The sequence below is a fragment of the Cedecea neteri genome (assembly GCF_000757825.1).
Classification (GTDB): domain Bacteria; phylum Pseudomonadota; class Gammaproteobacteria; order Enterobacterales; family Enterobacteriaceae; genus Cedecea; species Cedecea selenatireducens.
Genome location: NZ_CP009451.1, coordinates 3991428 through 4014490, shown reverse-complemented (window position 1 = coordinate 4014490; position 23063 = coordinate 3991428). Strand labels below are relative to the sequence as shown.

The following is a 23063-nucleotide window of genomic DNA, read 5'->3' as shown; positions in this document are numbered from 1 at the left end:
AGGCCGTCTATCAAGAGGTAATACAATGCACGATCATAGAATCCTGCTGGTCGACGACCACGAACTGATTGTTAATGGAATCATTAACCTGCTCTCTCCCTACCCACGCTTTCACGTGGTCGCACAGATTGATGATGGGCTGGAGGTTTACAACGCCTGCCGCATCCATGAGCCGGATATCGTGGTGCTCGATCTGGGCTTACCCGGAATTAATGGACTGGATCTTATCCCGCAGCTACTTCGTCGGCTGCCGCAAATGGCGATTCTGGCCTATACCGCCCATATGGAAGAGACGATGGCAATACGCACGCTAAGCGCGGGTGCGCTGGGTTATGTATTGAAAAATAGTAGTCGCCAGGTGCTGCTGGCAGCATTACAAAGCGTCGCGGTGAAAAAATGTTATATCGACCCGGCGCTAAACCGGGAAGCGATTAACGCCGCGCTTCGCGTCAAAAATGACAGCGCGGAAATACTCACGCCGCGCGAACGGCAAATTCTCAAACTTATTGCCGATGGTTTTACCAATCGGCTTATCGGCGAGCGACTGTGTATTAGCGTTAAAACTGTAGAAACGCATCGATTAAATATCATGCGAAAACTCAACGTCCATAAAGTCACCGAATTACTTATCTGCGCACGGCGACTAGGTTTAACAGAATAACGCCGTTCCCCGTCGGGCATATAACAGGATGTATCCCGCTTTCACCCGATAGTGATTAACAGGGAGGGCTCATACGATGAACTTCTCACCAACAAAAAGAAGGAAACGCTCATGAGTATGACTATCGGAACCACCTCTGGTGTTAATGAATTACAATTACAGGCCATGCTGACGGGACAGTTGAAGGAAGCTACCCATCTTGAAGGCTGGGAGGCATTCAAAAATTTCTTTATAAAATTACTCAACCACCTGCCAGGGATGAACTTAGAGGATAAAGAAAAGAACCTGCGCGATATTTACAACATGATTTACGGCGAAAAAACGGCGGCTGCGAGCGATAAGACCCATTCAATAGAAACGCTCTGGCCGGCAATTGAAAGGCTTATTCACCTAATGGAAGGTGACGACGTTCGCGCAATGGAATTTGAACTGATAAGCCATAACGTTTCCGGTATGACGGGTCAACTTCATACACCTGGCCACCTGACTCTGGTCATTCGCGTAGATGACCATACGCTACCCGAGATAGCATTATCGAATTCAGATATGCATCATGAGATGCTTTCAAACGTACTCACCCACAACATGACCAGTAAGGATGGTGCGCCTGGGCTGTACCAGTTAGATCAGGAAAAGTTGATTTCCCGGGGCAGCAGCGTTGAGTTAGCCCCCGCTGCCGTGATGTCTACCAGCCATGGCTTCGAGGTGGCCAGAGCACTGGAAGCATCGCGCGTACTGGTGCAAACGTCCGTCAAGGAAATAAGCAACCTGGACGAGCAGATAGCGCAGTTAGACCACTATCAAAAACTGATAGCGGACCTGACGCAGTTAAGATCCGTTCAGGATCCGGACGTTCGCACCGAGTTACACAGCGAATTTATCGACAATGAACTGGCAGCGCTGAATACCCACAGACAGCAGCAGCTGGAAAGTCATCAACGGCTCAACCATGAGTTTGTTGACACTCTCGTTGAGGAATGCGCCGATGACCTGCTACAGGGAGGCCTTCTCTGCAAGGACGCCATCAATACAAAACAGTCCCTTCTTTCCACGTTTACTCCACACATGGATACACTGTTCCATGAGGCAGATAACCATCGTTTGCAACAAATACAGTCCCAGCTGAGTTTGGCTTACAAGGTCGCCGATCTGCAAGCGCAGCTCCAGTCCTCCGAATCCTTCCCTCAGGAGCCGTTTTCGAATCTGCAGGTCGCAATGAGGCAGGCTGAGACGGGGCCACTGACAACGCTATTGAATACCGCTCTCAATGCCATTCGGCAAATCGCCCCACACAACATTGCCAGAGAAGAGATCGAGGCTCAGGCACGGCATGCCTCCGGGAGGTTGCTCCAGCCTCTGGAAGAGGCAGAGACTACCATGGCAAAACTCCTGAGTGATCCAGGTATCCGGTCAGATATGGATAGCAAAACGACCGAGAAAATGGTGACACAAGCTACCCGTCTGCCCCCGTTCACACCCGACAAAATGACACTTATCAGTCGCGCTGAAACCGTCCATCAGCAAAATGTCACCATCAGCAAAATTGACAGACTCCTGAGTGAAGGACTGACGCTTGCCGATCATAATGTTTTAGATTTTCCGCGGGAAAGGGTCATTTATGAATTGCAAACCCTGAACACTCAGTTGCCAGAAAGTCAAAGAAAGTCGAGTTATCAACTGCAAATTGATGAACTTGATGAGGGGCTTTTACGCCGTAAGGTCGATATCTGGCAAGAACGCGTCGGGAGTATGCCGGAGGCAGGACGAAGCCCGGCGTCAGGGAATGCTGTTCAGGCACTTACAGCATTAAAAGACAAAGTACAACAACTCACTATTTCTGGACAGGGCAAGAGTGAATTCAAAGGATTCATTGCTAGCCTGATTACCCAGCACCAGGTCATGGAGTCTGTCGAAGCCACATTACGCCATTATATAGAAGGTAATAAGTACGCCATTAAGGATGTTGTCAACGACCTTGCCGGGAAAATGAGCGCCATCGGCGATTGTCCACGCAAGCATGCACTGATGGAGCATATCACTGCGTTGCAGACAAAGAACAACGAGCTGGATACTATTTATAAGGAATTTGCTGATGTGCAGCAGAAGATTACTGCAGTTGCCAGATTTCACGCCACCTGGTCAGAAGACCTGGTGAAAACCTTCAGCAACCTGAAAACTCAGGCGCAGGACTTACCCGGCGGAGAACCGAAAAAAACCCTGCTACGTAATATGGCCGCCACTGAAATTAAACTCCTTGAAGTTCAACATCTGGAGAGAATATTTTCAGAACCAGGACCGCTGTTAGCAAAGGCAACGGAGGCAAATGGCACCCCCTCACCGCACTGGCCGCAAGTCTTCCCTCTACTGGACCAAGCCGCAGCAACACTTAAACAACTCCCCGAGAGTACCAGAACGAGTGGTCTGGCAACACGTTTAGGTAACGATACAAATAATGCGCTTAATCTGCTTAAAGGGATGATTGCTGCAGGTCCCGAGGGGGATAAAAAATATATGGCTGCAAGAGAAGATGAATATAAGCATCTGCGAGACTTTATCAGTTCCATGGCAGGTTATCTGCCTAACGGCAACGTACTCACCAACGCAGTCAAAGATATCAAACACGAAAATAACTTCAGTAGCAGAACGCTCCGTGAAAGGTTCGCATAGCCACTCGCGTAACCTGAGCGCATAGTCGCAGGCGGGATTCTACTGCCTGGTGCATAAAGAGGGTGACTTTACGTCACCCTCTTTTCTACATGCGCATAGTATTCAACGGGAAGAATATGAGCAGCGATTCAATGTAAGCAGAGGCGCAAATTAATCCCTGAATCAATTTTCAACCGCGGGGGACGATCAGTACATAAGATTTCGCTCCTCCTGTCTCCCGTTCCCACAAATTCTTTATGAAATAAGCCTCGCAGAATCAACACCGTAAGCTTTACACGTCCTCAGCCTGGAATCACCCGGAGCATTAAGGATATAATCCCTGCAACGATCCCTCAGCCGTCGAAAAGAACATGACAAAACTTACGTTACAAGAGCAGATGCTCAAAGCTGGCCTCGTCAGCAGCAAAAAAGTGGCCAAAGTGCAGCGCACCGCGAAGAAATCACGCGTTCAGGCCCGCGAGGCAAGAGAAGCCGTTGAGGCCAACAAGCAGGCTCAGGTTGAGCGCGACAAAGAGCTAAGCGAGCAGCAAAAGCAGGCCACTTTAGCCAAAGAATATAAAGCGCAGATCAAACAGCTGATTGAAATGAACCGTATCGTGATATCAAGAGGCGATATCGGCTATAACTTCACGGACAATAACTTAATTAAAAAAGTTTATGTCGATAAAATCACTCAGGCTCAGCTGACTAACGGCCGCCTGGCTATCGCCCGCCTGATGTCGGATAAAAACCCTGAAGGGGAATATGCGATCATCCCTGCAGGCGTTGCCGACAAAATTAAACAGCGCGATGCCAGCTTCATTGTGTTGAGCAGCGAACTTACCCAGGAAGCAAAAGACGAAGACGATCCGTACGCGGACTTCGTCGTGCCTGACGATTTGATGTGGTAAGGATTTATTGAGTTCAGGTGGCCTGGTGTTACTGGGCTGCCTGGAATGTAAGCCCTCATCAGTTATTTTTCTCGCAATTATATTGAAATAACGGGTTAGCGTTCTGATGTGGGTATAAGAAATTTTTTACCGGCAATGAGATAATATGAAACTAACATCTTTAGCCTCACTTCTTATTTTAACTACAATACCCGTTACTGCGGCACCGGGAATCAACTTTCCTTACCAGAAACATTATGCGTGTACGTGGCTGCTGACTGGTACACCTCAGCCAGCCCCCGATCTTTACACGGCAGTTAATGCTCGCTCTGGTGCAATGACTTTACAACGTGCTGGTTCGCAAGTTTATTATGCAAAGAAAATCGATAATGGTATTTGGCAAGAGCTAAACCCCGAGCCAAATCAGGCTGAAGAATATATCAGAGTCAGTCCTGACGGTATGTTAGACACCTATCAGGCGAACATCCAAATGAGTACATGCATTGAGGTAGAGTGAGCCAGTTGTTAACTAATATGGGGCTATTAAAGCCTCTTCCCTTCTAAACACAGCTGCCATCATATCCCCATTAAACGTTTCTTCTAATGCGCCACTCCTGAACAAAAGAATAATCGCGACAATCATAAGAATGCTATAAAAGCTAATGTGCGCGAAGTCGTAATTAAAAATAGTGGTGATTCTATCATTATTGTATAAACGATTGTGCCGGTAAGAATACGTGGTATAAATACTATTGAATACTTCCGAAAATGATATAACGGCTAACAGCGCGAACATAAAAATACCTTTGGCTCTGACCTTATTATTCCTGCGCCTTCTGGTGAATATGAAGAAACCAATTAATATTACGATCGTAAAAGAAACTAAGTCACTGACCGTGAGTGCTGATAAATGATCCATCAATTAAGTTCTCCTCGTGCCCAGGCAGAGCTGATTGCCGTTATAGCAGCGAGACAGAGCGCCTGGGGGTAAGTCCGCTATTCATCTAGCCACGAATCAACCGATATAGGCTTCTTCGACATTAACGACCTGCCGGAGCTGTCGTTGACGCGCATCGTGCCGGAAGAGCTGATTGTCAGCATGGAGATTGCCACCAGCGATCGCCAGCCCTGGTATGACTGACAGGTTAACGAGCGGGTTCAGGCCCGCTATCGTTGTGAAAACCGGCCTAAAAAAGCGGAGTAAGGCTATAAATTTGCGCCGCGCAGTGCGGTGCAAAAGGCGCAGTTACACCCGGCGATGGGGATAATTTTGGTGATGTCGTAGTTGGCTTCCGAAGGAATGGCATGCCCATTGGAGGCGTTATTGCTGGTGTTCGCGGTCTGCTCGGGGTGAACAGAGGAACTGGAAACGAATGCTGCTGCATGGAATGATGTCGCTAACAACGTTGCGCCGACGATACTTAATACTTTCATTTAATCACCCACCTTTGAGAGCCAGAAAAGTAATCTAGCGTGAGCGGATTTTGAACACCAGATGTCTCAGCTGAAAAAGTGTGCACATTTATGTCTGAGGGCAGAGAGAGAGAAAACAAAATTTCATTCAAAATAAAGTAATTAAATATCAAAAGGATAGATATGTACTTTAAAGCGATATTTTTACTGGCAGGCGTTCTTAGCTTTCTATGATGACGGAGTCAGGCTGGACAAGTGCGTTCAGCCAGTTTCTTCTGAAGTATGATCACCACAACAGGAAATACAGAGGCGGCTAATGCACTAACAACCAATAGTCTGTTTATATTTTGCGCTGTGATGCCCTGCTCAGGAAGCAATAAGGCAGACAGGAAGAAGGCGAGCGTTGTTATCAGGGACATCATTGCAGCCTGTAGTGAAGAAAAGCCGGCTCGTTGGTCATCCTCAGGATACTGAACCACAACCGACGAAGCGGAAACAAGTCGGCTATATGAGGCCCCAAGAAATAAGGTTATGAACAGAACTGCATTATGATATCCCATCGCAGGAATCAGTAAGCTTGCCACAAATAACAGCGTTGAAATTGTTGCCAACGTCATTGCGGATAAACGCGATGTCAGGACACCTGTTATTTTTGTAGACAGATAACCTGCAATCCCTCCACTTAAGAACAATAAAGGTAATAGATTTTGTTGGGCTCCCATATGCTGGGTCATTAATGGAACCAGAATGGGAATAATCAGCATTGGGCTAAATTGTACTATTGCAGGGCAAGAGGCGAAAAATAAGGTTTGAGAATCAAGAGATAGCTTCCTCTTCACGCCTGTTGGAACCGTATCCCTGGGAATAATAAAGACTATCAACGGTAAAGACAGTAGGCAAAGTGAACTGATTAACCACAGCGCAGTCTGCCAGCCATAGTGCGTGCACAAAAATAATACCGCTGGCATGCCAACAATACTCACCATCGAAAATGAGGCAATCACCGTTGCCAGCATTTTTCCACGTAAGTTAGCCGGAGCATAATTTATCAAAATGCTTATTCCCACCCCCATTGTCGTACCCCCAACCAATCCTGCGAAAAATCGCAGTGCGAGTAGAGTGTCAAAGTGACTAGTGAGCGTGGTCAAAAATGTTAATGCTCCCAGCAGCACCATATTCATGGCCAGGAATCGTTTTTTATTGAACCGGTCGATCATATAAAAAGCCGTAATTCCGGAAAGGACAGCTCCCAGGGTGTACATACCAGACACATAGCCAGAAAATGAGACAGGAACCGAAAATCCGTCGGCCATAAAAGCAAAAACAGGTGTTAACGCCATATACTCCAGCGCATTAGTGAACTGGATAAAAGCCATGACAATGGCTATCCGCATGAGGGATTTATGATTAAACGTTTTTGTGGGCTGTGGCATAGCAAGCAACCTATGGAGATAAGATGTCCTGAGTTTAACTGCTATCAATGACATATATTATATGGTAGAAATGGCATTCATTGTTATCAAATATGGGATGATTGATGCGTCCGGCTCTTGATTTTAATACCCTGAAAGTGTTCACCGCGGTGGTTGAAAGAGAAAGCTTTGTGGGGGCAGCGAAAGTCCTTGAGATGCCGGCCTCAAATGTGAGTCGTTGTATTTCTCAGCTAGAAGAAAAACTGAACCTTCAGCTTATTGAACGCAGCACCCGACACATGAAACTCACCCAGGCGGGGCACCTGCTCTATACCCGAGCGAAGCCATTACTGGAGGCGCTTGAGCAAACTGAGACAGAATTAACGTTGCGGCAAATGCAGCTCAAGGGGCCATTACGCATCTGTATTCCCAATGAAATAGGTCCTGCATTGCTGGGGTCTGTTATTGCCGATTTCGCCTGTCTTTACCCGGCGCTGGAGATCGGCTGTGTCACAAATTTGTCAGGCCTCGAATCCCTGCGAGACGACCTGGATTTAGCGGTGATTATTACCCGTGGTCAGATGGACGACAGTGACTATATAGCCCGTCATCTGATGACTATCCCTTGCACCATTGTTGCCGCCCCCTCCATCATTCAGCGTTATGGCACCCCCACTCATATTCAGCAATTTGAAGAATTACCCTGCATTACAACGGTAAGTGCGCTGAAAGGTGCTCCCTGGCAGTTTGTAAATATCAAAGGGGAATTCGAGACAATTAAGGTTAATGGGCATTATCGGGTTAACAGCGGGGAGATGGCTGGACGAGCGGCGATAGCAGGTGTCGGATTTGCAATTCTGGCGAAACAGGCCTGCCAACCCTATATCAGCGATGGGCGGTTAATCGAGGTGAAGTTCGAACAATCGGCAGCCCCATTGCAACTGTTCGCCCTTTATTCAGACCGGCGTTACTTACCCGCTAAAACAAGAGCGCTCATCGATTTCATGCAGCAGAAATTGAGCAATACGCCCTGAGCAACATCGCGGGCTAGAGAGAGGACGTACCGACGCAGGCTTATCCGCGAGTATTTCCGTCACGCCTTAACGCGCAGAATTCCGCGCAAAAATGTTATTATCCCGGCCAGGCTAACAAACCCAGAGATAACCATGAATAACGAAATCGACCTGAAATACTATGACATCGCGGACGAGTACTCGACAGAGGCGGCTAAGCCCGTTGCCGAGGATGAGCGTGATGCCGTGGCGCGCTATTTCCAACTGCTGGTCACTCGCTTAATGAACAACGAGGAAATCAGTGAAGAAGCACAGGGCGAGATGGCCGTTGAGGCTGGCCTTGCCGAACAGCGTATTGACGAAATCGCCGAGTTCCTGAACCAGTGGGGCAACGAGTAATTTCTGCCGCGAAGCGTTTCCCCGTCAGAACGGGCTGTCGCAACGGGCGGCCATTGGCTCACCGCTGATGGGGTGAACAAAATCCAGCTCGCTGGCGTGAAGCATTAGCCGTGGTGCCCGTTCGGTGCCCGGCAGTGCGAGGCCGCCATACAGGTCGCAGCCCAAAATAGGATGCCCCAGATATTGAGCGTGTATGCGTAATTGATGGGTACGCCCGGTTTCCGGCGCAAGCTGCACCCTCGTTAACGGCAGCAGCGTTCCATCCTCCAGCTCACGATAAAAACGCTCAATAACCTTGTAACGCGAGCGAGCGGGCTTGCCGCTGACGGAGCAAATCGACATCAGCGGAAACAGCGCCGGATCTTTGGCAATCGCCGCGTCTATTATCCCTTCATCATTCTCCAGATGCCCGCAAAGCAGCGCGGTATACACTTTTGTAACCGAACGCTGGCTGAACTGCTGACAGAGCGCGGCATTAATCGCCTTATTAAGGGCAATAACCATCAGCCCGGAGGTGCCAAAATCCAGGCGATGCACCAGCGTGCAGCCGGGGAATATTTGCACCAGCCGGTGATGTACCGAGTCGAGGTTCTGAGGATTTTTCCCCGAAAGGCTCAGCAGCCCGCTGGGTTTATTGATTAACGCCAGATGCTCGTCCTGATAAAGAACGTCTATCTCATCAAAGCAAGGCGGGGCAATAAAAGTATCAATAATCGTAGACATCAGGCTGCCCGGCTGGAGAGTGGAGGCGGATGATAGCGAATTTCAGGATATCAGGCGAATTTAGCGCAACAAAACTGGGGCCATAAAGGCCCCCGTTTACGGCTTATCTGACGGCGCTATTTGCCTTCGCCGGTAATCTTCTTCACCTCAGTTTCGGTCGCCGCAGGCGCGCCGTTGCCCCAGGAACCACGCACGTAGTTCACCACGTCGGTCATCTCTTTATCCGACAACACGCCTTTGTAGCCTGGCATCATGAACGGAATAGTACCCTGCGTTTGCGGCGTATGTGCCCCGTCGGCGATCACGCGGATCAGCGACGACGGATCTTTTGCCATTACCGCCGGGTTGCCCACCAGCGAAGGGACGTTATAGTCGGTGCCCTTCCCGTCCGGGCTGTGGCAGGTTGAGCAATAGCGCATGTAAAGCGTTTTACCGTCAGATGGCTGAGCGAGCACGGCGGCATTCACCGGCATGGCCACGGGTTTTTGCGGCTTGAAGTTGGCGATATACAGCACGATAGCTTCCAGGTCGGCATCCGTCAGGTACTGGGTGCTTTGAGTCACCACTTCGCCCATCGGCCCGGCAATAGCGTGATGCTTGCTGCGGCCTTTGCTCAGCAGATCTTTCACTTCCTGCGTCGACATATTCATGCCGCGCAGAGAAGGCGCATACCAGCCGTCGATCATCGTCCCGCTCAGGAATTCCGGGCTGGAATCATCGTAGCCTTTCTCCTGCATCGCCATGCCGCGCGGCGTATGGCAAGCGCCACAGTGGCCTGGCCCCTGCACCAGATAGGCCCCACGCTTGATTTTCTCGGCGTTATTCCCGCTGGCTTCAACCACCACCCCGCCGGATTTTACGTCATCCACGAACAGGCCGTTCCACACGCGCAGAGGCCAGCGGGCAGACAGCAGCAGCGGAATGTCGTTCTCTTTATTGGCGGTCGCCGCCGGGGCGACGTCCTTCATAAAGTAGTCGTACAGCGCCTTCACGTCCTCATCGGTCATTTTGGCGTAGGAAGGATAAGGCATCGCCGGGTAAAGCACGTGGCCATCTTTGGCAATGCCCTGGCGAACAGCCTTCTCGAAATCTTCGTAGCTGTAATCGCCGATGCCGTGGGTTTTGTCCGGCGTGATGTTGGTGGAGTAAATATCACCCACCGGCGTGGCAAACTTCTTGCCTCCGGCCATCGCCTGGCCGCCGTCCACGGTATGGCAGGCAACGCAGTCAGACGCGCGCGCCACGTACTCGCCCTGCGAAACGGCAGCATAGCCGCTGGCAGAAAAGAGGATTGAGATAGCCGCTAAAATACGTTTCATTTTTTGGTTACCCCATCGCCACAAGTTCGTTCACCGCACGCCATGCCTGGTCAATCGCCGCATGAGCATAAGCACTCCAGTCGGAGTCAGAGTTAGCAATCGTGATGCGGCCTATCGGCTGGCGAGCGCGGTTGATAATCTCGGGCATCTTTTCCATATCATCGCTCAGGGAGTTAGCGTAATAGGCATAGCCGTGCGCCCATCGGTTGACCGTAATCGCCGCGATATCGCGCTCGTGGTCAAAACCGGTGTGGCCCAGCATCTCCTGCAGCTGAGAACGAATCATCTGCTCATGAGCTTCAAAAGTGGAGCCGAGCAGGAAGGCACGCCCCCGGCGGAACTGCTCGCGTGGAGACATGTTGCTGCCCGGATAAGTCGGGACGTAAACCATGTGAATACACATAGGGTCATCCGGCGTCTGCGGGTGATGGTAATCGCCCATGCTTACCGGATAGTCGAGCTTCACGCGGCTGTACGGCGCGGCCGGGGAATAGAATTCATGCACGCCGGTGTTCTTAAAGGCACGCCAGTTGTTGACCACCACGTTGGTGTAGACCAGCGGCGCTTTCACGTTGAGGCGCAGATCTTCTTTCTGCTGCTCCGGCGTCTCCGGCACGATATACGGGATCATCATGTTGTAGCCCGCCATGATGGCGTTGCGGCTCTTCACGCGGTGCAGCTTGCCGCTCTGGTTGTTGATGTAGCTCACCACCACGCCGTTATCGGCATTGGCGGCGTTAATCACGCTGCTGTTGAGGCGAATGCGGGTGCCGTTTTCCGGGCGATCCAGCAGCTCATAGTGCAGCCTGGCGGTGACGGAATCTTCCATCGTGCTGCCCGGCAGCGCTTCAGGGATCAGCTTGCGAACCATCAGCCGCGTCAGCCCGGCGTTGCCGTCCGGGAAGTGATAGGTGTAAGGCTCTTCAAGGTCGGCCAGCGCCTCGCCATCCAGCGGCGGCAGGCCCATCGCCTCCATCCCCGGAAGCGCACAGGCACGCGCATCGCCGCAGCTCACGCCTTCAATGCCAATGGCGAAGAAGTCGTTGGTGCGTTGCTGGAAGTACATCAGCGCCATTTTGCTTAAGCCGACTTTCTTCTCGAGGAATTCATGGTAGCTGTGATTATCCAGCCATTCGGTTTTCTGCTCGACCGTCATCCCCTGCAGGTAATCGGCAGGGTTGACGTGCAGATCCAGCAGCGCCTTGCGGTCTGCTTCACTCAGCGGGAAGTCGTTGATAAAGGCTTCGATGCTGCGGCCATTCAGCCTGTCCGGCGGAATATCGTCCGACACCGCGCGGCCAGGATCTCCGCTGACGATTTTGGTTTCGCCGAAGTTCTTTTTATCGAAGAACACGCCGCGGCTCAGGTGCTGGTCCGGGTAGAAGGTCGTGTCAAAGCTGCTCTTCATGCGCGTGATGCTAACGCCCAGGGAGTCCATCAGGCCTTGAACCACCGGGCTGAAGTTGCTGTTGGGCGACTGGAATGACTCGCTGCCGCCGTAGCCAAGCAGGGTTTTACCGCCAACGTTAAACTGGTTGCGCTTGGCGTGCCCGCCGAAGTCGTCATGGTTGTCGAGGACAAGAATTTTTGCCTCCTTGCCCATTTTTTCCTGCCAGAAGCAGGCTGCCGCCAGGCCGCTGATACCGCCGCCGACAATCACCAGATCGTACTCTTCTTCCGCTGGCAATTTGCCGAAGTCGAATTTTTCGTGCTCGCGGCCAAGGGCATGCGCCATTTCGAACGAGCCGGGGTGGTTGCCGCGCAGCCCGGTCAGGCCCGGCGGATAGTAATCTGCATTGATAACGGCGCTGCCGGGCGCTTTGCCGGTGGCCCTCACCAGTTCCAGAGGCGTTAAACCAGAGACAATTGCAATTGCCATCCCGTTAAGAAAGTCACGTCGGGTAATAGACATAGATAACCTTTTTTATCAGTCTTTTAGACATATTATTCACCAAATGATAACAAACTCCCTGCCGCTTCGCTACGCGATAAGCCTGTTAACGCTGGTGTCATTTCTGGTAACGGGGGGCCTGAACGCCGCAGGCCTACCGGCAGCGGCGCGCAGTCAGCTATTGGCGCGGCTTCAACTCTTCGTCGAGTTTTTTCGAGTCGTAGTAGTCGCCCTGCCAGCTGATTTTGCCGTGGCTGACTTTGATAAAGCTCACGCCTTCAAACTTGATCGGGTTGTTGGTCGCCGGGCTGCCGCTCCATTCGCCGCTGTTGGTGCCGCTGAACGTCCAGCGGAAAGCGATGGTGTCTTTGTTGTAAACCGGCTCGCTGGTCATCTGCCAGTGCAGGTCCGGCACCGCTTTAATAAACGCGCCAATCACCTCTTTTTCCGCTTTTTCTTTCCCTTCCACCGGCGTGCCGACCGCCGCGTCGTAATACACCATGTCGCTGGCGAGGTATTCCGCCGCCTGCCCGGCTTGATGGGCGTTCCACGCGGCCATGTAGTTTTTCACCACCGTGAGCGGAGAGCTTTCGGCCAGCGCCAGGGTTGAGAACAGAACCAGCGACAGCGCAGCGGCATTGATTATTTTCATCTCAAAAATCCTTATTCAGTGATATCGCACATGATGTGTTTGAGGCGGGTGTATTCGTCGAGCGAATAGGAGGAAAGGTCTTTGCCGTAGCCGGACTTTTTAAAGCCGCCGTGGGGCATTTCCGCACACAGCGGGATATGGTTGTTGATCCACACGGTGCCAAAATCGAGGCGGGTGCTGAAGCGCTGCGCCCGGCTGTGGCTGCTGGTCCAGACGCTCGCCGCCAGGCCATATTCCACATCGTTAGCTCTACTGAGCGCCTCTTCTTCGCTGCTGAAAGACTGGATGGTCATCACCGGGCCAAAGACCTCGTGCTGAATGGCCTCGTCGCGCTGCTTCAGCCCGGAAATAATCGTCGGCTCAAAGTAGAAGCCAGGGCCTGCGCCCTTTTTGCCACCGGTTTCAATTTTTGCATGAGCCGGAAGCCGCTCAATAAAGCCCGTCACCTGCTCCAGCTGGTTGCGGCTGTTCAGCGCGCCGTACAGGGCCTGGCTGTCGTCCGGTTCGCCGAAGGTGATTGATTTGGTTTTCTGAATCAGCTTTTCGAGAAAGGCGTCATAGGCGGAGGCTTCCACGATAATACGCGTGGCCGCGGTGCAGTCCTGCCCCGCATTCGAGAAGCCTGCGGCGGTAATCACCTCCACCGCTTTGTTCATGTCCGCATCGGCAAACACCACCACCGGCGCTTTGCCGCCTAATTCGAGGTGCGCTTTGGTCAGGTTGGCGGCGGCGGAAGCGGCCACCTGCAGCCCGGCGCGAACGGAGCCGGTAATCGACACCAGCGAGGCTTCCGGGTTGGATACCACCAGCGAGCCCGTTCCCGCTTTGCCCAGCACCACGTTAAACGCGCCCTGCGGGAATAATGGCGCGGCAATTTCGGCGAGCATCAGGGTGCTGATGGGCGTGGTATCGCTCGGCTTAAGCACCACGGTATTGCCCGCCGCAAGCGCGGGGGCGATTTTCCACACCGCCATCATAAACGGGTAGTTCCACGGCGTGACCTGCCCGACGATGCCCAGCGGCTCACGGCGAATAGTGGAGGTAAACCCGGCCGCATATTCCCCGGAGGCTTTCCCTTCTAGGCAGCGAGCCGCGCCGGCGAAGAAACGGATGGCGTCGCAGGAGGCGGCGATTTCATCGCGCTCGATAAAGTGTTTCAGCTGGCCCGTTTCCTGGCTTTGCACCTCCACAATGCGCGCTGCGTTACGTTCAATTTCGTCGGCAAGCTTCAGTAACGCGCGCTGCCGCTCGGACGGCAGAGAATGCTTCCATACGGCGAACGCCGTCTTTGCCGCCGCGTAAGCCTGATTAACCTCTTCCGTGCCGCCGTCAGGCGATTGGGCATAAACCTCACCGTTGACCGGGCTTATCAAATCAAACAGCGTGTTTTGCTGGCCCGCCACGTACCGCCCGTTGATGAAATGCTTCAGGGTTTGCATCGCCTTCTCCTCAGATTAAACATAAACAATATTATGTAATATCTTTTGACTGATAGCTTTTCAATCCACACTTCACAGCAACATGATCGACCCCACAATTTAACAATGTTTTTACATACGAACCGTTGAAGCGGCGGGAAAACCTCCGATTCTGGTAGCCTGCCGCTCCCTTTCTTAAAGGCCCGGGCTGTGCTATCAATAACCGTTGATTCAGGGAATTTTAATCAGAGAGCACTATGATTACTCACGCAGTAATATTCGCACCTATAGGACAGGCAAGTCGATCCGATCAAATTGTGCAGCGGCTTTCAAATGCAATTATTACTGGTTTGCTTGAGGCAAATGAACAGCTTCCAAATGAGGCCGATCTTGCCAAAATGATGGGCGTTTCCCACATTACGATACGCGAAGCCTTAAATACGCTGCGCGCCAACAATTTAATCCACACGGTTCGTGGGCGAAATGGCGGCAGCTTTGTTTGTGAAAATAGCGGTGAATTTCATACCCCGCTTCACCCTTTTAAGGCTATCAGCTCCGACTATATTTCTGACCTCGGCGAAATGCACTGCGCGATAATAAGCCACAGCGCAAAGCTTGCCTCCAGAAGAATGACCGGGGCGGATATCACCCGCCTGCGAGAATTTATTGAGGAGCTGAAGTCTGCCAGCACGCCGGAACTAAAAACGCAGGCCGATATGCGCTGCCTGCTGGCGCTCTCCGCCAGCTCTCAGTCAGCGAGGCTCGCCAACCAGGAGCTGCTGCTGCAGGCCGAATGGGCTTCGCTGGTGGCCATTCTTTATCGCGATGACGCCATTCACCGGGAAGTGATTGATGTTTATACCGAATTGATTGCGGCACTGGAAAGCCACCGCGAGCAGGAGGCGGTGCGGTTAGCCACGCAGCTTATCGACACCTTTACCTTCTACCTCATTGAAAGCAAATTAAAATATAAATAAAACCAACACAACAACACGGGCATCACTATGAATGTACCTGCAACCCTCATCCCATTTACCCGTAAAATTGACGACATTATTAGCACCACCATCGAGGCGACCATTGCCCTTGCCGGGCAGGTTGAGGCCGCGCTGGGGGAGTTCCAGGGCGACGACCATAAGCTGCTGCTGGATCCTGCGGTAAAAAGATCCATTCAGGAACACATCAAAGAGACGCTCAACCTGACGCCCTACTGCTCAGGTTCAGGCTTTGCCAGCCATATAGCGGGTAGCCACGACGAAAAAGAATACTGGCTGCTGGAGTGGTGGTACAAAAAAGCCGACGGCGTGAAAAAGGTTAACCTGGACCTGGATCAGGCCACCCAGCAGCGTCTGGATTTCAGGACCTTCGAGTGGTTTAAAGATGCGCAGGAAAACGGCAAGGCCTATATTCACGGCCCCTACGTCGACTACGTCTGCAATACGTCTTATACCCTGACGTCAGCCATGCCTGTCTATTTTCATCAGCGTTTTATCGGCGTCGCCGCGATTGACGTGCTGGTCAGTGAAGTAGAAGAAGAATTACTTCCGCTGTTTAATAACCACAAAGTTGTCCTGACTAATTTAGATCAGCGGATTATTTTCTCCACTTATCCTAAATATCGCGTAGGTGAATTACTGAATGCCGCCGGGGCGGTTGAAGTTTATAAAACAGAATACTGCACGTTATATGAGTTGATTAAAAATGGGCCTTAAGGCCCTTAAACTCTGTGGATAAAATGCATCCCAACGAAAAGGGCCCGAGGGCCCTTTTTTATTAATATTCGCGAGAAAGATTTAGCCGTTTAGCGTATTCAATGGCGTCATTTTCTGGCGCATCAGAGTGGCCGAACGGCCTGGCTATCGACATATAGACCAGCCCCGAGCCGATGACCAAAGCCAGGCCAATCAGCACCGTCCAGCGGTCAATAAAGGTTGCGCTGTCGGCAGGCTGGGCCAGCAGCCAAATGCCGCCAATACCGTAGGCCAGCGCCAGCACGTTCACCAGCATGCCCCACGCCCCCAGCGTCCATTCTCCCGCAGGCTTCCAGCCTTTGAGCCGCTGGCGCAGCGCGGCAAGAATCACCATCTGGAACGAAACGTAGATGCCGATAACCGCAAACGCGGTGATTCTGGCCAGGTTATCCGGCTGGAAGTAAACCCAGACGCAAATCACCATCGGCAGCAGGCAGCTTATCAGCATCGCGTTGTCCGGCACGCTGTGCTTCGAGATCTTCGCCATCCACTCGCTGCCCGGCAGCATTTTGTCGCGGGAGAACGAGAAGATCAGGCGGCTCAGCGCGGCCTGAAGAGACAGAATGCAGGACAGCATCGCCACGATGGCAATCACGATAAACACGGTTGCGCCCTTCTCGCCCAGCGCGTCATTGAGAATCGCCGGGATCGGATCGGCAATTTTGCCGTTAACGATATTCATCAAATCCGGGGATGACAGCAGGTAGCCGAGGATAGAGATCACGGCGGAGATCGCGCCGAAGACAATGCTGAGGATCATCGCCACCGGGATCTTACGTCCTGGATTTTTGACCTCCTCCGCCACGTTGCCGCAGGCTTCGAAGCCGAAGAACATAAACAGCCCCATCAGCGACGCCGACATAAACGCCGTGCCGTAGCTGCCGTCTTTCGCCAGCGCGCCCATGGCGTCGAACACCACGGAGAACGGCTGGTTACGGTGGAAAATCAGCAGATAGATCCCGAGCGCGATCACGCTGATGATTTCGCACCAGAAGCCGAAGCGGGCGACCCTCGCCAGGTTTTTTGTCCCGGACATGTTCACGCCCATCATGATAGTCAGCAGCACCACGGAGGTCAGCAACATCGCCAGCGGCGTGTCGCCATAGTGGAACAGCGAGGCAACGAAGGTCGAGGTGTATTCGACGATGGAGGTAATGGTAACCACCAGCGCCCAGAGGTAAATCCACGCCGCAATCCAGGCATATTTTTTGCCCCACAGCCTTCTGGCCCACGGATAAAGCCCGCCGGTTATCGGGTATTGCGAAGCCACCTCGCCAAACACCAGGGCCACCAGCAGCTGCCCGCAGGCGGCAATCAGGATCCACCAGATGGCCGGCGGCCCGGCGAGCGTTATCGCCAGCGCAAACAGGGAATAAACCGCGGTGAGCGGCGAGAGATAGGTAAAACCAAGCGCAAAGTTGGACACCAGGCCGATGGAGCGGTTGAACTGCTGGCCCTTCTCCGGCTGCGTGTCGATACTTTTTGTAGCAGATGTCTGTTCCATATGTCTTTCTCTTTAGGGGGCATAGTTGCAGGCAATGGCTACATTTTATAAAACATATTAAGTTATATGTATATTGTGCTTTGTCACAATTTTGTTAGATATAATGTTATCTTATTGTTAATCACATAAAGGTGGTGATGATGTCACATCCTTGAAAAATGTCGCTTCATTTCGCTAGCCAGTAGCCATTCCGTGCAGCGCCTATACGCTCCAGCCGCCCGTCTTGCTGAAGCGTTTTGAGATTACGCTCTATGGTGCGGCTGGTTAAGCCGGTGACCTCCGCCAGTCGGGCTATGGTTATCGACGGTTCTGCCACAATTAAATTCAGGATTTGCCCGGCCGTTGCGTTCAACCGTCTGGCAAAAAATGGGGCTGGCTCTTCCTCCAGCCGGCTATGGGCCACGCCTTCTTGCAGTGCAATCTTCAGCATATCCAGCATAAACTCCACAAAAGCCGTGCAGTCGCTCTGGCGGTCACACTCTCTGAGCACCCGATAATAGGCTTCCTGGCGGTCGTGAATTAGCGTCTCAACCGGCAGCCAGGCAAGCTCGGCTCGCCACTCACTCAGGATCAGCGTCTGCCAAAGCCGCCCCATTCGTCCGTTGCCGTCGCTGAAAGGATGGATAAACTCAAACTCATAATGGAAGACAGAACTGGCAACCAGCGGGTGGAGATCTGTGCCATGAAGCCAGTCACACAGCTGATTCATCAGCCGGCCCACCTGGCTTGCCGGCGGGGCCATATGTATCAGCCTCCCCTCCCTGTAAACGCCTACATCGCCGCTGCGAAGCTGGCCAGGTATATCGACCAGACCCAGCATCAGCACCCGATGCGCTGACAATAGATTGTCAACATTGCCACTTTGCCAGCCGGAAAGCGCCTCATAGGCGAGAATGGCGTTGCGGACTTCCTGAATATCTTTTGCCGGGGCCAGGACCCGCTTGCCCTCCATAATCGCCGTCACCTGTTGGGCAGATAAGCTGTTGTGCTCTATTGCCAGAGAAGCCTGAATAGTGCGGATACGGTTTTCTTTGCGTAACAGCGGAGAGGTTCGTTGGGCATTCGATGACCACTGCCCAAGCAGCTCCCCAATTTCAATCGTGCGGCTGAGAATAGAGGAAGTCAGAGAAAAGGGAGGATGGTAGGGCTTCATCGGTTTACTCCGGGGAAAGTTTCTCCGACATTTATACCGACATTTACACCGACATACCAGCAGAGAAAAAGGCGGGTTCGGGCCCGCCTTAGATTTTAGCCAATTTCACCGAGAGGCTGGCCGGCCTCAAGAGAAACGCCTTTTTCGACGCCTCGCTTGAGTCTGCCGCTGCGGTGCGCCACCACCTGAACCTCCATTTTCATGGCTTCCATCACGCCAATAACCTCGCCCTGCTCGACGGCCGCCCCTTCGTCTTTCAGCCAGCCGTGAAGCACGCCGGAAATCGGCGCTTCGATGGCGGCTTCATTGATGATTTCAGGTATCGCCTGCGGGGCACGGCCCATATTCGACAGCGCAAGGCCGCCAAACAGGCTTGCTGGCAGCCCCAGCTGCACTCGACGCCCGTCCAGCTCTATCCAGCTGCGCGTCAGAACTTCATCGGCAACTGGCACCTGGCGCGGAGCAAACGCAATGCGCCCGGCAAAATCCGTTTCAATCCAGCGGGTGTGCACGGCAAAATTTTCGGTGAAATCAGGATCGTCCATCACGGCGCGATGGAACGGCAGCACGGAAGCCACGCCGTCAATCTCGAATTCACGCAGGGCCCGGCGGGCGCGGGCAATGGCCTGATCGCGGGTGCTGCCGGTGACGATCAGTTTCGCCATCAAAGAGTCGTAGCTGCCCGGCACTGAAGACCCGGCCTCCACGCCGCTGTCGAGGCGAATACCCGCGCCGGATGGTGCACGGAATATGCTAATCTTGCCCGGCGTAGGCAAATAGCCTTTACCGGCATCTTCGGCATTAATGCGGAACTCAAACGAGTGACCGCGTGGAACCGGCGTGGCCTGAATGCTCAGCGGCAAACCTTCGGCTATACGGAGTTGCTCCACGACGATATCAATCCCGGTCGTCTCTTCGGTAACCGGATGCTCTACCTGCAGGCGGGTATTGACCTCAAGGAATGACAATTTTCCGTCGCGGCTGAGTAAGAACTCAACGGTGCCCGCGCCAACGTAGCCCGCGTGGGCACAGATATCGCGCGCGGCGTTATGGATTTCCTGTCTCTGCGATTCGCTGATAAACGGCGCGGGTGCTTCTTCTACCAGCTTCTGGTTGCGGCGCTGCAGCGAACAGTCGCGGGTGCCGAGCACCACCACGTTGCCGTGTTTGTCGGCAATCACCTGCGCTTCAATGTGCCGTGGGCAGTCGAGATACTGCTCGACGTAACATTCGCCGCGGCCAAAGGCGCTTAACGCCTCGCGCGTCGCCGACTGGTAAAGCTCTTCGACCTCGTCAAGCTGCCAGGCCACCTTCAGCCCTCGTCCGCCGCCGCCAAATGCGGCTTTAATCGCCACCGGCAGGCCATACGTCGAGGCAAAATCGACAACTTCGGCACCGCTGCTAACCGGATCGGCCGTGCCTTTTACCAGTGGGGCACCCACCTGCAGGGCAATTTTGCGGGCCTGAACTTTGTCCCCCAGCTTTTCAATTGTCTCCGGCTCTGGGCCAATCCAGATAAGCCCGGCTGCCTGTACCGCCCGGGTAAACTCGGCCCTCTCAGAGAGGAAACCGTAGCCGGGGTGAACCATGCTAGCTCCGCTGCGGCGAGCAATATCCACCAACAGCGGAATATTTAAATAGGTTTCGCTGGACTGAATACCGGGCAATGCCCAGGCTTCATCGGCCATGCGAACGTGAAGCGCATCGGCGTCTGCATCAGAGTAAACCGCCACGGCCTCTACGCCGTAATCACGGCAGGCACGAATAATGCGGACGGCAATTTCGCCCCGGTTGGCGATCAGAACTTTATGCGTCGCGGTGGTCACTGGTTTTACTCCCTGCTATTTCCAAAAAAGGTCGGATAACGTTGAAGCGAATCGAGGCGCCCGGCGGGATTTGCCCGGCCAGGTCGAGGTGATATTCAGCCACGGCGGCAATCACCGGATACCCGCCGGTGAGCGGATGGTCGTGCAGAAACAAAACGGGCTGCCCGCTGGCGGGAACCTGGATGGAGCCGCTGCAGGTGCCTTCGCTCGGCAGCTCCTGAGGCTGGCTGCGTGCCAGGGGCTGTTCCCCGGCCAGGCGTAAGCCAATGCGGTTCGATTGCGGCGTCACCCGCCAGCGCTGTGCCGTCAGCAGTTCAACCGCCTGAGCGGTAAACCAGTCGGTACGCGGCCCGAGCACGATATCCAGCGTAACGGTGTCTTCTGGCATGGGTAACGGCGACGCGGGGAGCTCAGCGAGCTGTACCGGGCCAGGATTTGAATGCGCCCCGGTCGCTAAAATATCGCCCACGCCCAGCGGTTCAGGGCCAACCTGCGCCAGGCTGTCGCGCGCTGCGCTGCCCAGGCTCTGCGGCACGATAAACCCGCCGCGAACGGCGAGGTAGCTGCGTAAACCTCGGGCTGGAGCCCCAAAGTGAATCTCGTCTCCGGTCACCAGGTTTAGCGGCCGATAGCCGTCCACCGCATAACGCTCGCCCTGCGCCGTACGCAGCGTCAGCGGGCACTGCGCCCCGGTCACGCTGATGACCACATCGCCCGTCACCCTGGCGCGGAAGCCGCCCTGCGTAATTTCAAGACACGGCGAGTTGCCCGGATTGCCCACAATACGGTTTGCCGCATGCAGCGCGGATTTGTCCATCGCCCCGGACTCGGAAAGCCCCATACCGGCCTTTCCTACCCGGCCATTATCCTGCCACAGCGTTTGCAGCCCGGTAGCCAGCACCGTCAACGTTGCGCCAGCGCCTTCAGGAAGGCTTTGCGGGAGAACGCGCGCGGGCAGCGAGACGGTTTTGGTGCTTTTCGCCGCGTCGATAAAGTTAACCTGCGCGCCAGGCATCAGCAGCGCGGGCTGTTCGCGAGAGAGATCCCACATTTTCAGCCCGGTCTGGCCAATAAGCTGCCAGCCGCCGGGGCTGGCCTGCGGATAGATACCGCTAAACTCACCGGCCAGCGCAACGGAACCCGCAGGAATACGGGTGCGTGGCGTGCTGCGGCGCGGCGTTTGCCAGCCCCCGGCATCAGAAACCATGTAGGCGAAACCGGGCGCAAAACCGGTAAACGCGACGTTCCACACGGATTCCTGATGGCGGCGAATCAAAGCCTGTACCTCAATGCCCAGCAGTTCAGCCAAAGCGGGTAAATCTTCGCCATTGTAATGAACCGGGATCGTGACCTGCTGGCTGCTGCGCGCTGCGCGTTGGGTCAAAGAATGACGTGCTATTTTTTCGGCCAGCGGCGCCAGGCTGGTTTCTCGCGGGCAAAAACGGACCAGCAGGGTGCGGGCGGCAGGAATAATCTCTTCGATGCCTTTTTCAGGCGCGGCGCTCAGGGAATCAAAAAGCGCCAGCGTTTCGTCGAGCGAACTGAGTTCCACCAAAAAACTGCTGAGATTAACGGCTAAGAATCTCACGTTATTTCCCCTAACATCGACATAAACACTCCTCAGTCGTGCGGGGCAAACGCGCGAATGGCGATGCCCTGGGATTCAAGCAGCTTGCGGATCTCCGCCGCCATCGCAATAGCGCCGGGGCTGTCACCGTGGACGCAAATTGAATCAGCCTGTATCGGGGTAAATTTCCCTTCGATAGAGTCCACGCCGCCTTCGGTGATTAACTGCAGCATACGCTGAGCGACCTGCCCGGCGTCGTGCAGCACCGACCCCGCCTCACGACGTGAAACCAGCGAGCCATCCGCATGGTAGGCGCGGTCAGCAAAAGCTTCGGCAATAGTTTTCAGCCCTTTTTGCTGCGCCAGCGCCAGCACCGGGGAGCCAGCCAGCCCCACGAGCGGCAGCTGCGGGTTAACGGCCAGAATCGCGTCGATCACCGCCAGCGCCTGACGTTCATGGTGGGCGATGGTGTTATACAGCGCGCCGTGCGGCTTCACGTATCGCACTTCCGTACCGGCCGCGCGGGCCAGCCCCTGCAGCGCGCCAATCTGGTAAATGACGTCGGCGGTGAGTTCGTCGCTTGCCACGTCCATATTGCGGCGGCCAAAGCCCACGAGGTCCGGGTACGCCACGTGCGCGCCAACCACCACACTTTGGGCCTTCGCGGCTTTCAGCGTTTCTAAAATTCCGGCGGGAGACCCGGCGTGAAAGCCGCAGGCCACGTTGGCGCTGCTGACCAGCGTGAGAATGGCCGCATCGTCACCCATGCTCCACTGCCCAAAGCTCTCACCTAAATCACTGTTTAAATCGATTGTTTTCAACATC

General features: G+C 53.8%; 20 protein-coding genes. 8 read left to right on the top strand and 12 right to left on the bottom strand.

Going from position 1 to position 23063, the window contains the following annotated elements:
• Positions 1 to 25: 25 nt before the first annotated feature.
• From JT31_RS18555 to JT31_RS18540, 4 genes are all read left to right on the top strand, one after another.
• Positions 26 to 661, top strand: coding sequence for a two component system response regulator (locus JT31_RS18555; protein WP_038480562.1), 636 nt, complete (start codon positions 26 to 28; stop codon positions 659 to 661).
• 111 nt (positions 662 to 772) lie between these two features.
• The gene (locus tag JT31_RS18550; RefSeq protein ID WP_052049077.1) at positions 773 to 3328 is read left to right on the top strand and encodes a hypothetical protein; all 2556 of its coding nucleotides are present in this window, start codon (positions 773 to 775) and stop codon (positions 3326 to 3328) included.
• Positions 3329 to 3678: 350 nt separating this feature from the next.
• A complete protein-coding gene (locus JT31_RS18545; RefSeq protein ID WP_038480556.1) occupies positions 3679 to 4218 on the top strand; it encodes a DUF2058 domain-containing protein in 540 nt (179 codons plus the stop codon).
• A gap of 145 nt (positions 4219 to 4363) precedes the next feature.
• Positions 4364 to 4714 (top strand): hypothetical protein, encoded by a 351-nt coding sequence (locus JT31_RS18540; protein WP_038480553.1) that lies wholly within the window; start codon positions 4364 to 4366, stop codon positions 4712 to 4714.
• A gap of 689 nt (positions 4715 to 5403) precedes the next feature.
• On the opposite strand, the gene JT31_RS23300 is transcribed toward JT31_RS18540, so the two are convergent.
• The gene (locus JT31_RS23300; RefSeq protein WP_071842988.1) at positions 5404 to 5631 is read right to left on the bottom strand and encodes a hypothetical protein; all 228 of its coding nucleotides are present in this window, start codon (positions 5629 to 5631) and stop codon (positions 5404 to 5406) included.
• A 221-nt stretch (positions 5632 to 5852) separates the two neighbouring features.
• Positions 5853 to 7043: an MFS transporter gene (locus JT31_RS18530; protein ID WP_038480550.1), complete on the bottom strand. Its 1191-nt coding sequence runs from the start codon at positions 7041 to 7043 to the stop codon at positions 5853 to 5855.
• 104 nt (positions 7044 to 7147) lie between these two features.
• Here JT31_RS18530 and JT31_RS18525 point away from each other — a divergent pair, with 104 nt between their 5' ends.
• Positions 7148 to 8056, top strand: coding sequence for a LysR family transcriptional regulator (locus JT31_RS18525; protein ID WP_038480547.1), 909 nt, complete (start codon positions 7148 to 7150; stop codon positions 8054 to 8056).
• 132 nt (positions 8057 to 8188) lie between these two features.
• Positions 8189 to 8434, top strand: a complete 246-nt coding sequence (locus JT31_RS18520; protein WP_038480544.1) for a DUF2543 family protein — start codon at positions 8189 to 8191, stop codon at positions 8432 to 8434.
• 24 nt (positions 8435 to 8458) lie between these two features.
• Here JT31_RS18520 and JT31_RS18515 read toward each other — a convergent pair whose 3' ends face one another.
• From JT31_RS18515 to JT31_RS18495, 5 genes are all read right to left on the bottom strand, one after another.
• A complete protein-coding gene (locus tag JT31_RS18515; RefSeq protein ID WP_038480541.1) occupies positions 8459 to 9157 on the bottom strand; it encodes an RluA family pseudouridine synthase in 699 nt (232 codons plus the stop codon).
• Positions 9158 to 9273: 116 nt separating this feature from the next.
• Positions 9274 to 10476 (bottom strand): cytochrome c, encoded by a 1203-nt coding sequence (locus JT31_RS18510; RefSeq protein ID WP_038480538.1) that lies wholly within the window; start codon positions 10474 to 10476, stop codon positions 9274 to 9276.
• A 7-nt stretch (positions 10477 to 10483) separates the two neighbouring features.
• Entirely contained in the window at positions 10484 to 12388 is a 1905-nt protein-coding gene (locus tag JT31_RS18505; protein WP_038480535.1) for an NAD(P)-binding protein, read from the bottom strand.
• Positions 12389 to 12545: 157 nt separating this feature from the next.
• Positions 12546 to 13019, bottom strand: a complete 474-nt coding sequence (locus JT31_RS18500) for an ester cyclase (RefSeq protein WP_038480532.1) — start codon at positions 13017 to 13019, stop codon at positions 12546 to 12548.
• An 11-nt stretch (positions 13020 to 13030) separates the two neighbouring features.
• On the bottom strand, positions 13031 to 14458 hold the full coding sequence (locus JT31_RS18495; protein WP_038480530.1) for a gamma-aminobutyraldehyde dehydrogenase: 1428 nt from the start codon (positions 14456 to 14458) through the stop codon (positions 13031 to 13033).
• Positions 14459 to 14694: 236 nt separating this feature from the next.
• Between JT31_RS18495 and JT31_RS18490 the strand changes: the two genes are divergently transcribed.
• Together JT31_RS18490 and JT31_RS18485 are read left to right on the top strand one after the other, a co-directional pair.
• Positions 14695 to 15414, top strand: coding sequence for a FadR/GntR family transcriptional regulator (locus JT31_RS18490; RefSeq protein WP_038480527.1), 720 nt, complete (start codon positions 14695 to 14697; stop codon positions 15412 to 15414).
• Positions 15415 to 15441: 27 nt separating this feature from the next.
• A complete protein-coding gene (locus tag JT31_RS18485) occupies positions 15442 to 16149 on the top strand; it encodes a cache domain-containing protein (protein ID WP_038480524.1) in 708 nt (235 codons plus the stop codon).
• A 61-nt stretch (positions 16150 to 16210) separates the two neighbouring features.
• Here JT31_RS18485 and JT31_RS18480 read toward each other — a convergent pair whose 3' ends face one another.
• The 5 genes from JT31_RS18480 to JT31_RS18460 form a co-directional block, all read right to left on the bottom strand.
• Complete coding sequence (locus JT31_RS18480; protein WP_038480521.1) at positions 16211 to 17692, bottom strand: APC family permease; 1482 nt, start codon at positions 17690 to 17692, stop codon at positions 16211 to 16213.
• A gap of 166 nt (positions 17693 to 17858) precedes the next feature.
• Positions 17859 to 18845: a Fic family protein gene (locus tag JT31_RS18475; RefSeq protein ID WP_038480518.1), complete on the bottom strand. Its 987-nt coding sequence runs from the start codon at positions 18843 to 18845 to the stop codon at positions 17859 to 17861.
• Between the two features lie 95 nt (positions 18846 to 18940).
• Positions 18941 to 20671, bottom strand: coding sequence for an acetyl/propionyl/methylcrotonyl-CoA carboxylase subunit alpha (locus tag JT31_RS18470; RefSeq protein ID WP_038480515.1), 1731 nt, complete (start codon positions 20669 to 20671; stop codon positions 18941 to 18943).
• The gene (locus JT31_RS18465) at positions 20652 to 22259 is read right to left on the bottom strand and encodes an urea amidolyase family protein (RefSeq protein WP_038480513.1); all 1608 of its coding nucleotides are present in this window, start codon (positions 22257 to 22259) and stop codon (positions 20652 to 20654) included. The genes JT31_RS18470 and JT31_RS18465 overlap by 20 nt, the downstream gene beginning before the upstream one ends.
• Before the next feature lie 32 nt (positions 22260 to 22291).
• Entirely contained in the window at positions 22292 to 23062 is a 771-nt protein-coding gene (locus tag JT31_RS18460) for a LamB/YcsF family protein (protein WP_038480512.1), read from the bottom strand.
• Position 23063 lies beyond the last annotated feature (1 nt).

Bases quoted from the DNA above. Each gene is read 5' to 3' on its own strand.
- JT31_RS18555 (WP_038480562.1), top strand. From the start codon at position 26: ATGCACGATCATAGAATCCTGCTGGTCGACGACCACGAACTGATTGTT.
- JT31_RS18550 (WP_052049077.1), top strand. From the start codon at position 773: ATGAGTATGACTATCGGAACCACCTCTGGTGTTAATGAATTACAATTA.
- JT31_RS18545 (WP_038480556.1), top strand. From the start codon at position 3,679: ATGACAAAACTTACGTTACAAGAGCAGATGCTCAAAGCTGGCCTCGTC.
- JT31_RS18540 (WP_038480553.1), top strand. From the start codon at position 4,364: ATGAAACTAACATCTTTAGCCTCACTTCTTATTTTAACTACAATACCC.
- JT31_RS23300 (WP_071842988.1), bottom strand. From the start codon at position 5,631: ATGAAAGTATTAAGTATCGTCGGCGCAACGTTGTTAGCGACATCATTC.
- JT31_RS18530 (WP_038480550.1), bottom strand. From the start codon at position 7,043: ATGCCACAGCCCACAAAAACGTTTAATCATAAATCCCTCATGCGGATA.
- JT31_RS18525 (WP_038480547.1), top strand. From the start codon at position 7,148: ATGCGTCCGGCTCTTGATTTTAATACCCTGAAAGTGTTCACCGCGGTG.
- JT31_RS18520 (WP_038480544.1), top strand. From the start codon at position 8,189: ATGAATAACGAAATCGACCTGAAATACTATGACATCGCGGACGAGTAC.
- JT31_RS18515 (WP_038480541.1), bottom strand. From the start codon at position 9,157: ATGTCTACGATTATTGATACTTTTATTGCCCCGCCTTGCTTTGATGAG.
- JT31_RS18510 (WP_038480538.1), bottom strand. From the start codon at position 10,476: ATGAAACGTATTTTAGCGGCTATCTCAATCCTCTTTTCTGCCAGCGGC.
- JT31_RS18505 (WP_038480535.1), bottom strand. From the start codon at position 12,388: ATGTCTATTACCCGACGTGACTTTCTTAACGGGATGGCAATTGCAATT.
- JT31_RS18500 (WP_038480532.1), bottom strand. From the start codon at position 13,019: ATGAAAATAATCAATGCCGCTGCGCTGTCGCTGGTTCTGTTCTCAACC.
- JT31_RS18495 (WP_038480530.1), bottom strand. From the start codon at position 14,458: ATGCAAACCCTGAAGCATTTCATCAACGGGCGGTACGTGGCGGGCCAG.
- JT31_RS18490 (WP_038480527.1), top strand. From the start codon at position 14,695: ATGATTACTCACGCAGTAATATTCGCACCTATAGGACAGGCAAGTCGA.
- JT31_RS18485 (WP_038480524.1), top strand. From the start codon at position 15,442: ATGAATGTACCTGCAACCCTCATCCCATTTACCCGTAAAATTGACGAC.
- JT31_RS18480 (WP_038480521.1), bottom strand. From the start codon at position 17,692: ATGGAACAGACATCTGCTACAAAAAGTATCGACACGCAGCCGGAGAAG.
- JT31_RS18475 (WP_038480518.1), bottom strand. From the start codon at position 18,845: ATGAAGCCCTACCATCCTCCCTTTTCTCTGACTTCCTCTATTCTCAGC.
- JT31_RS18460 (WP_038480512.1), bottom strand. From the start codon at position 23,062: ATGTTGAAAACAATCGATTTAAACAGTGATTTAGGTGAGAGCTTTGGG.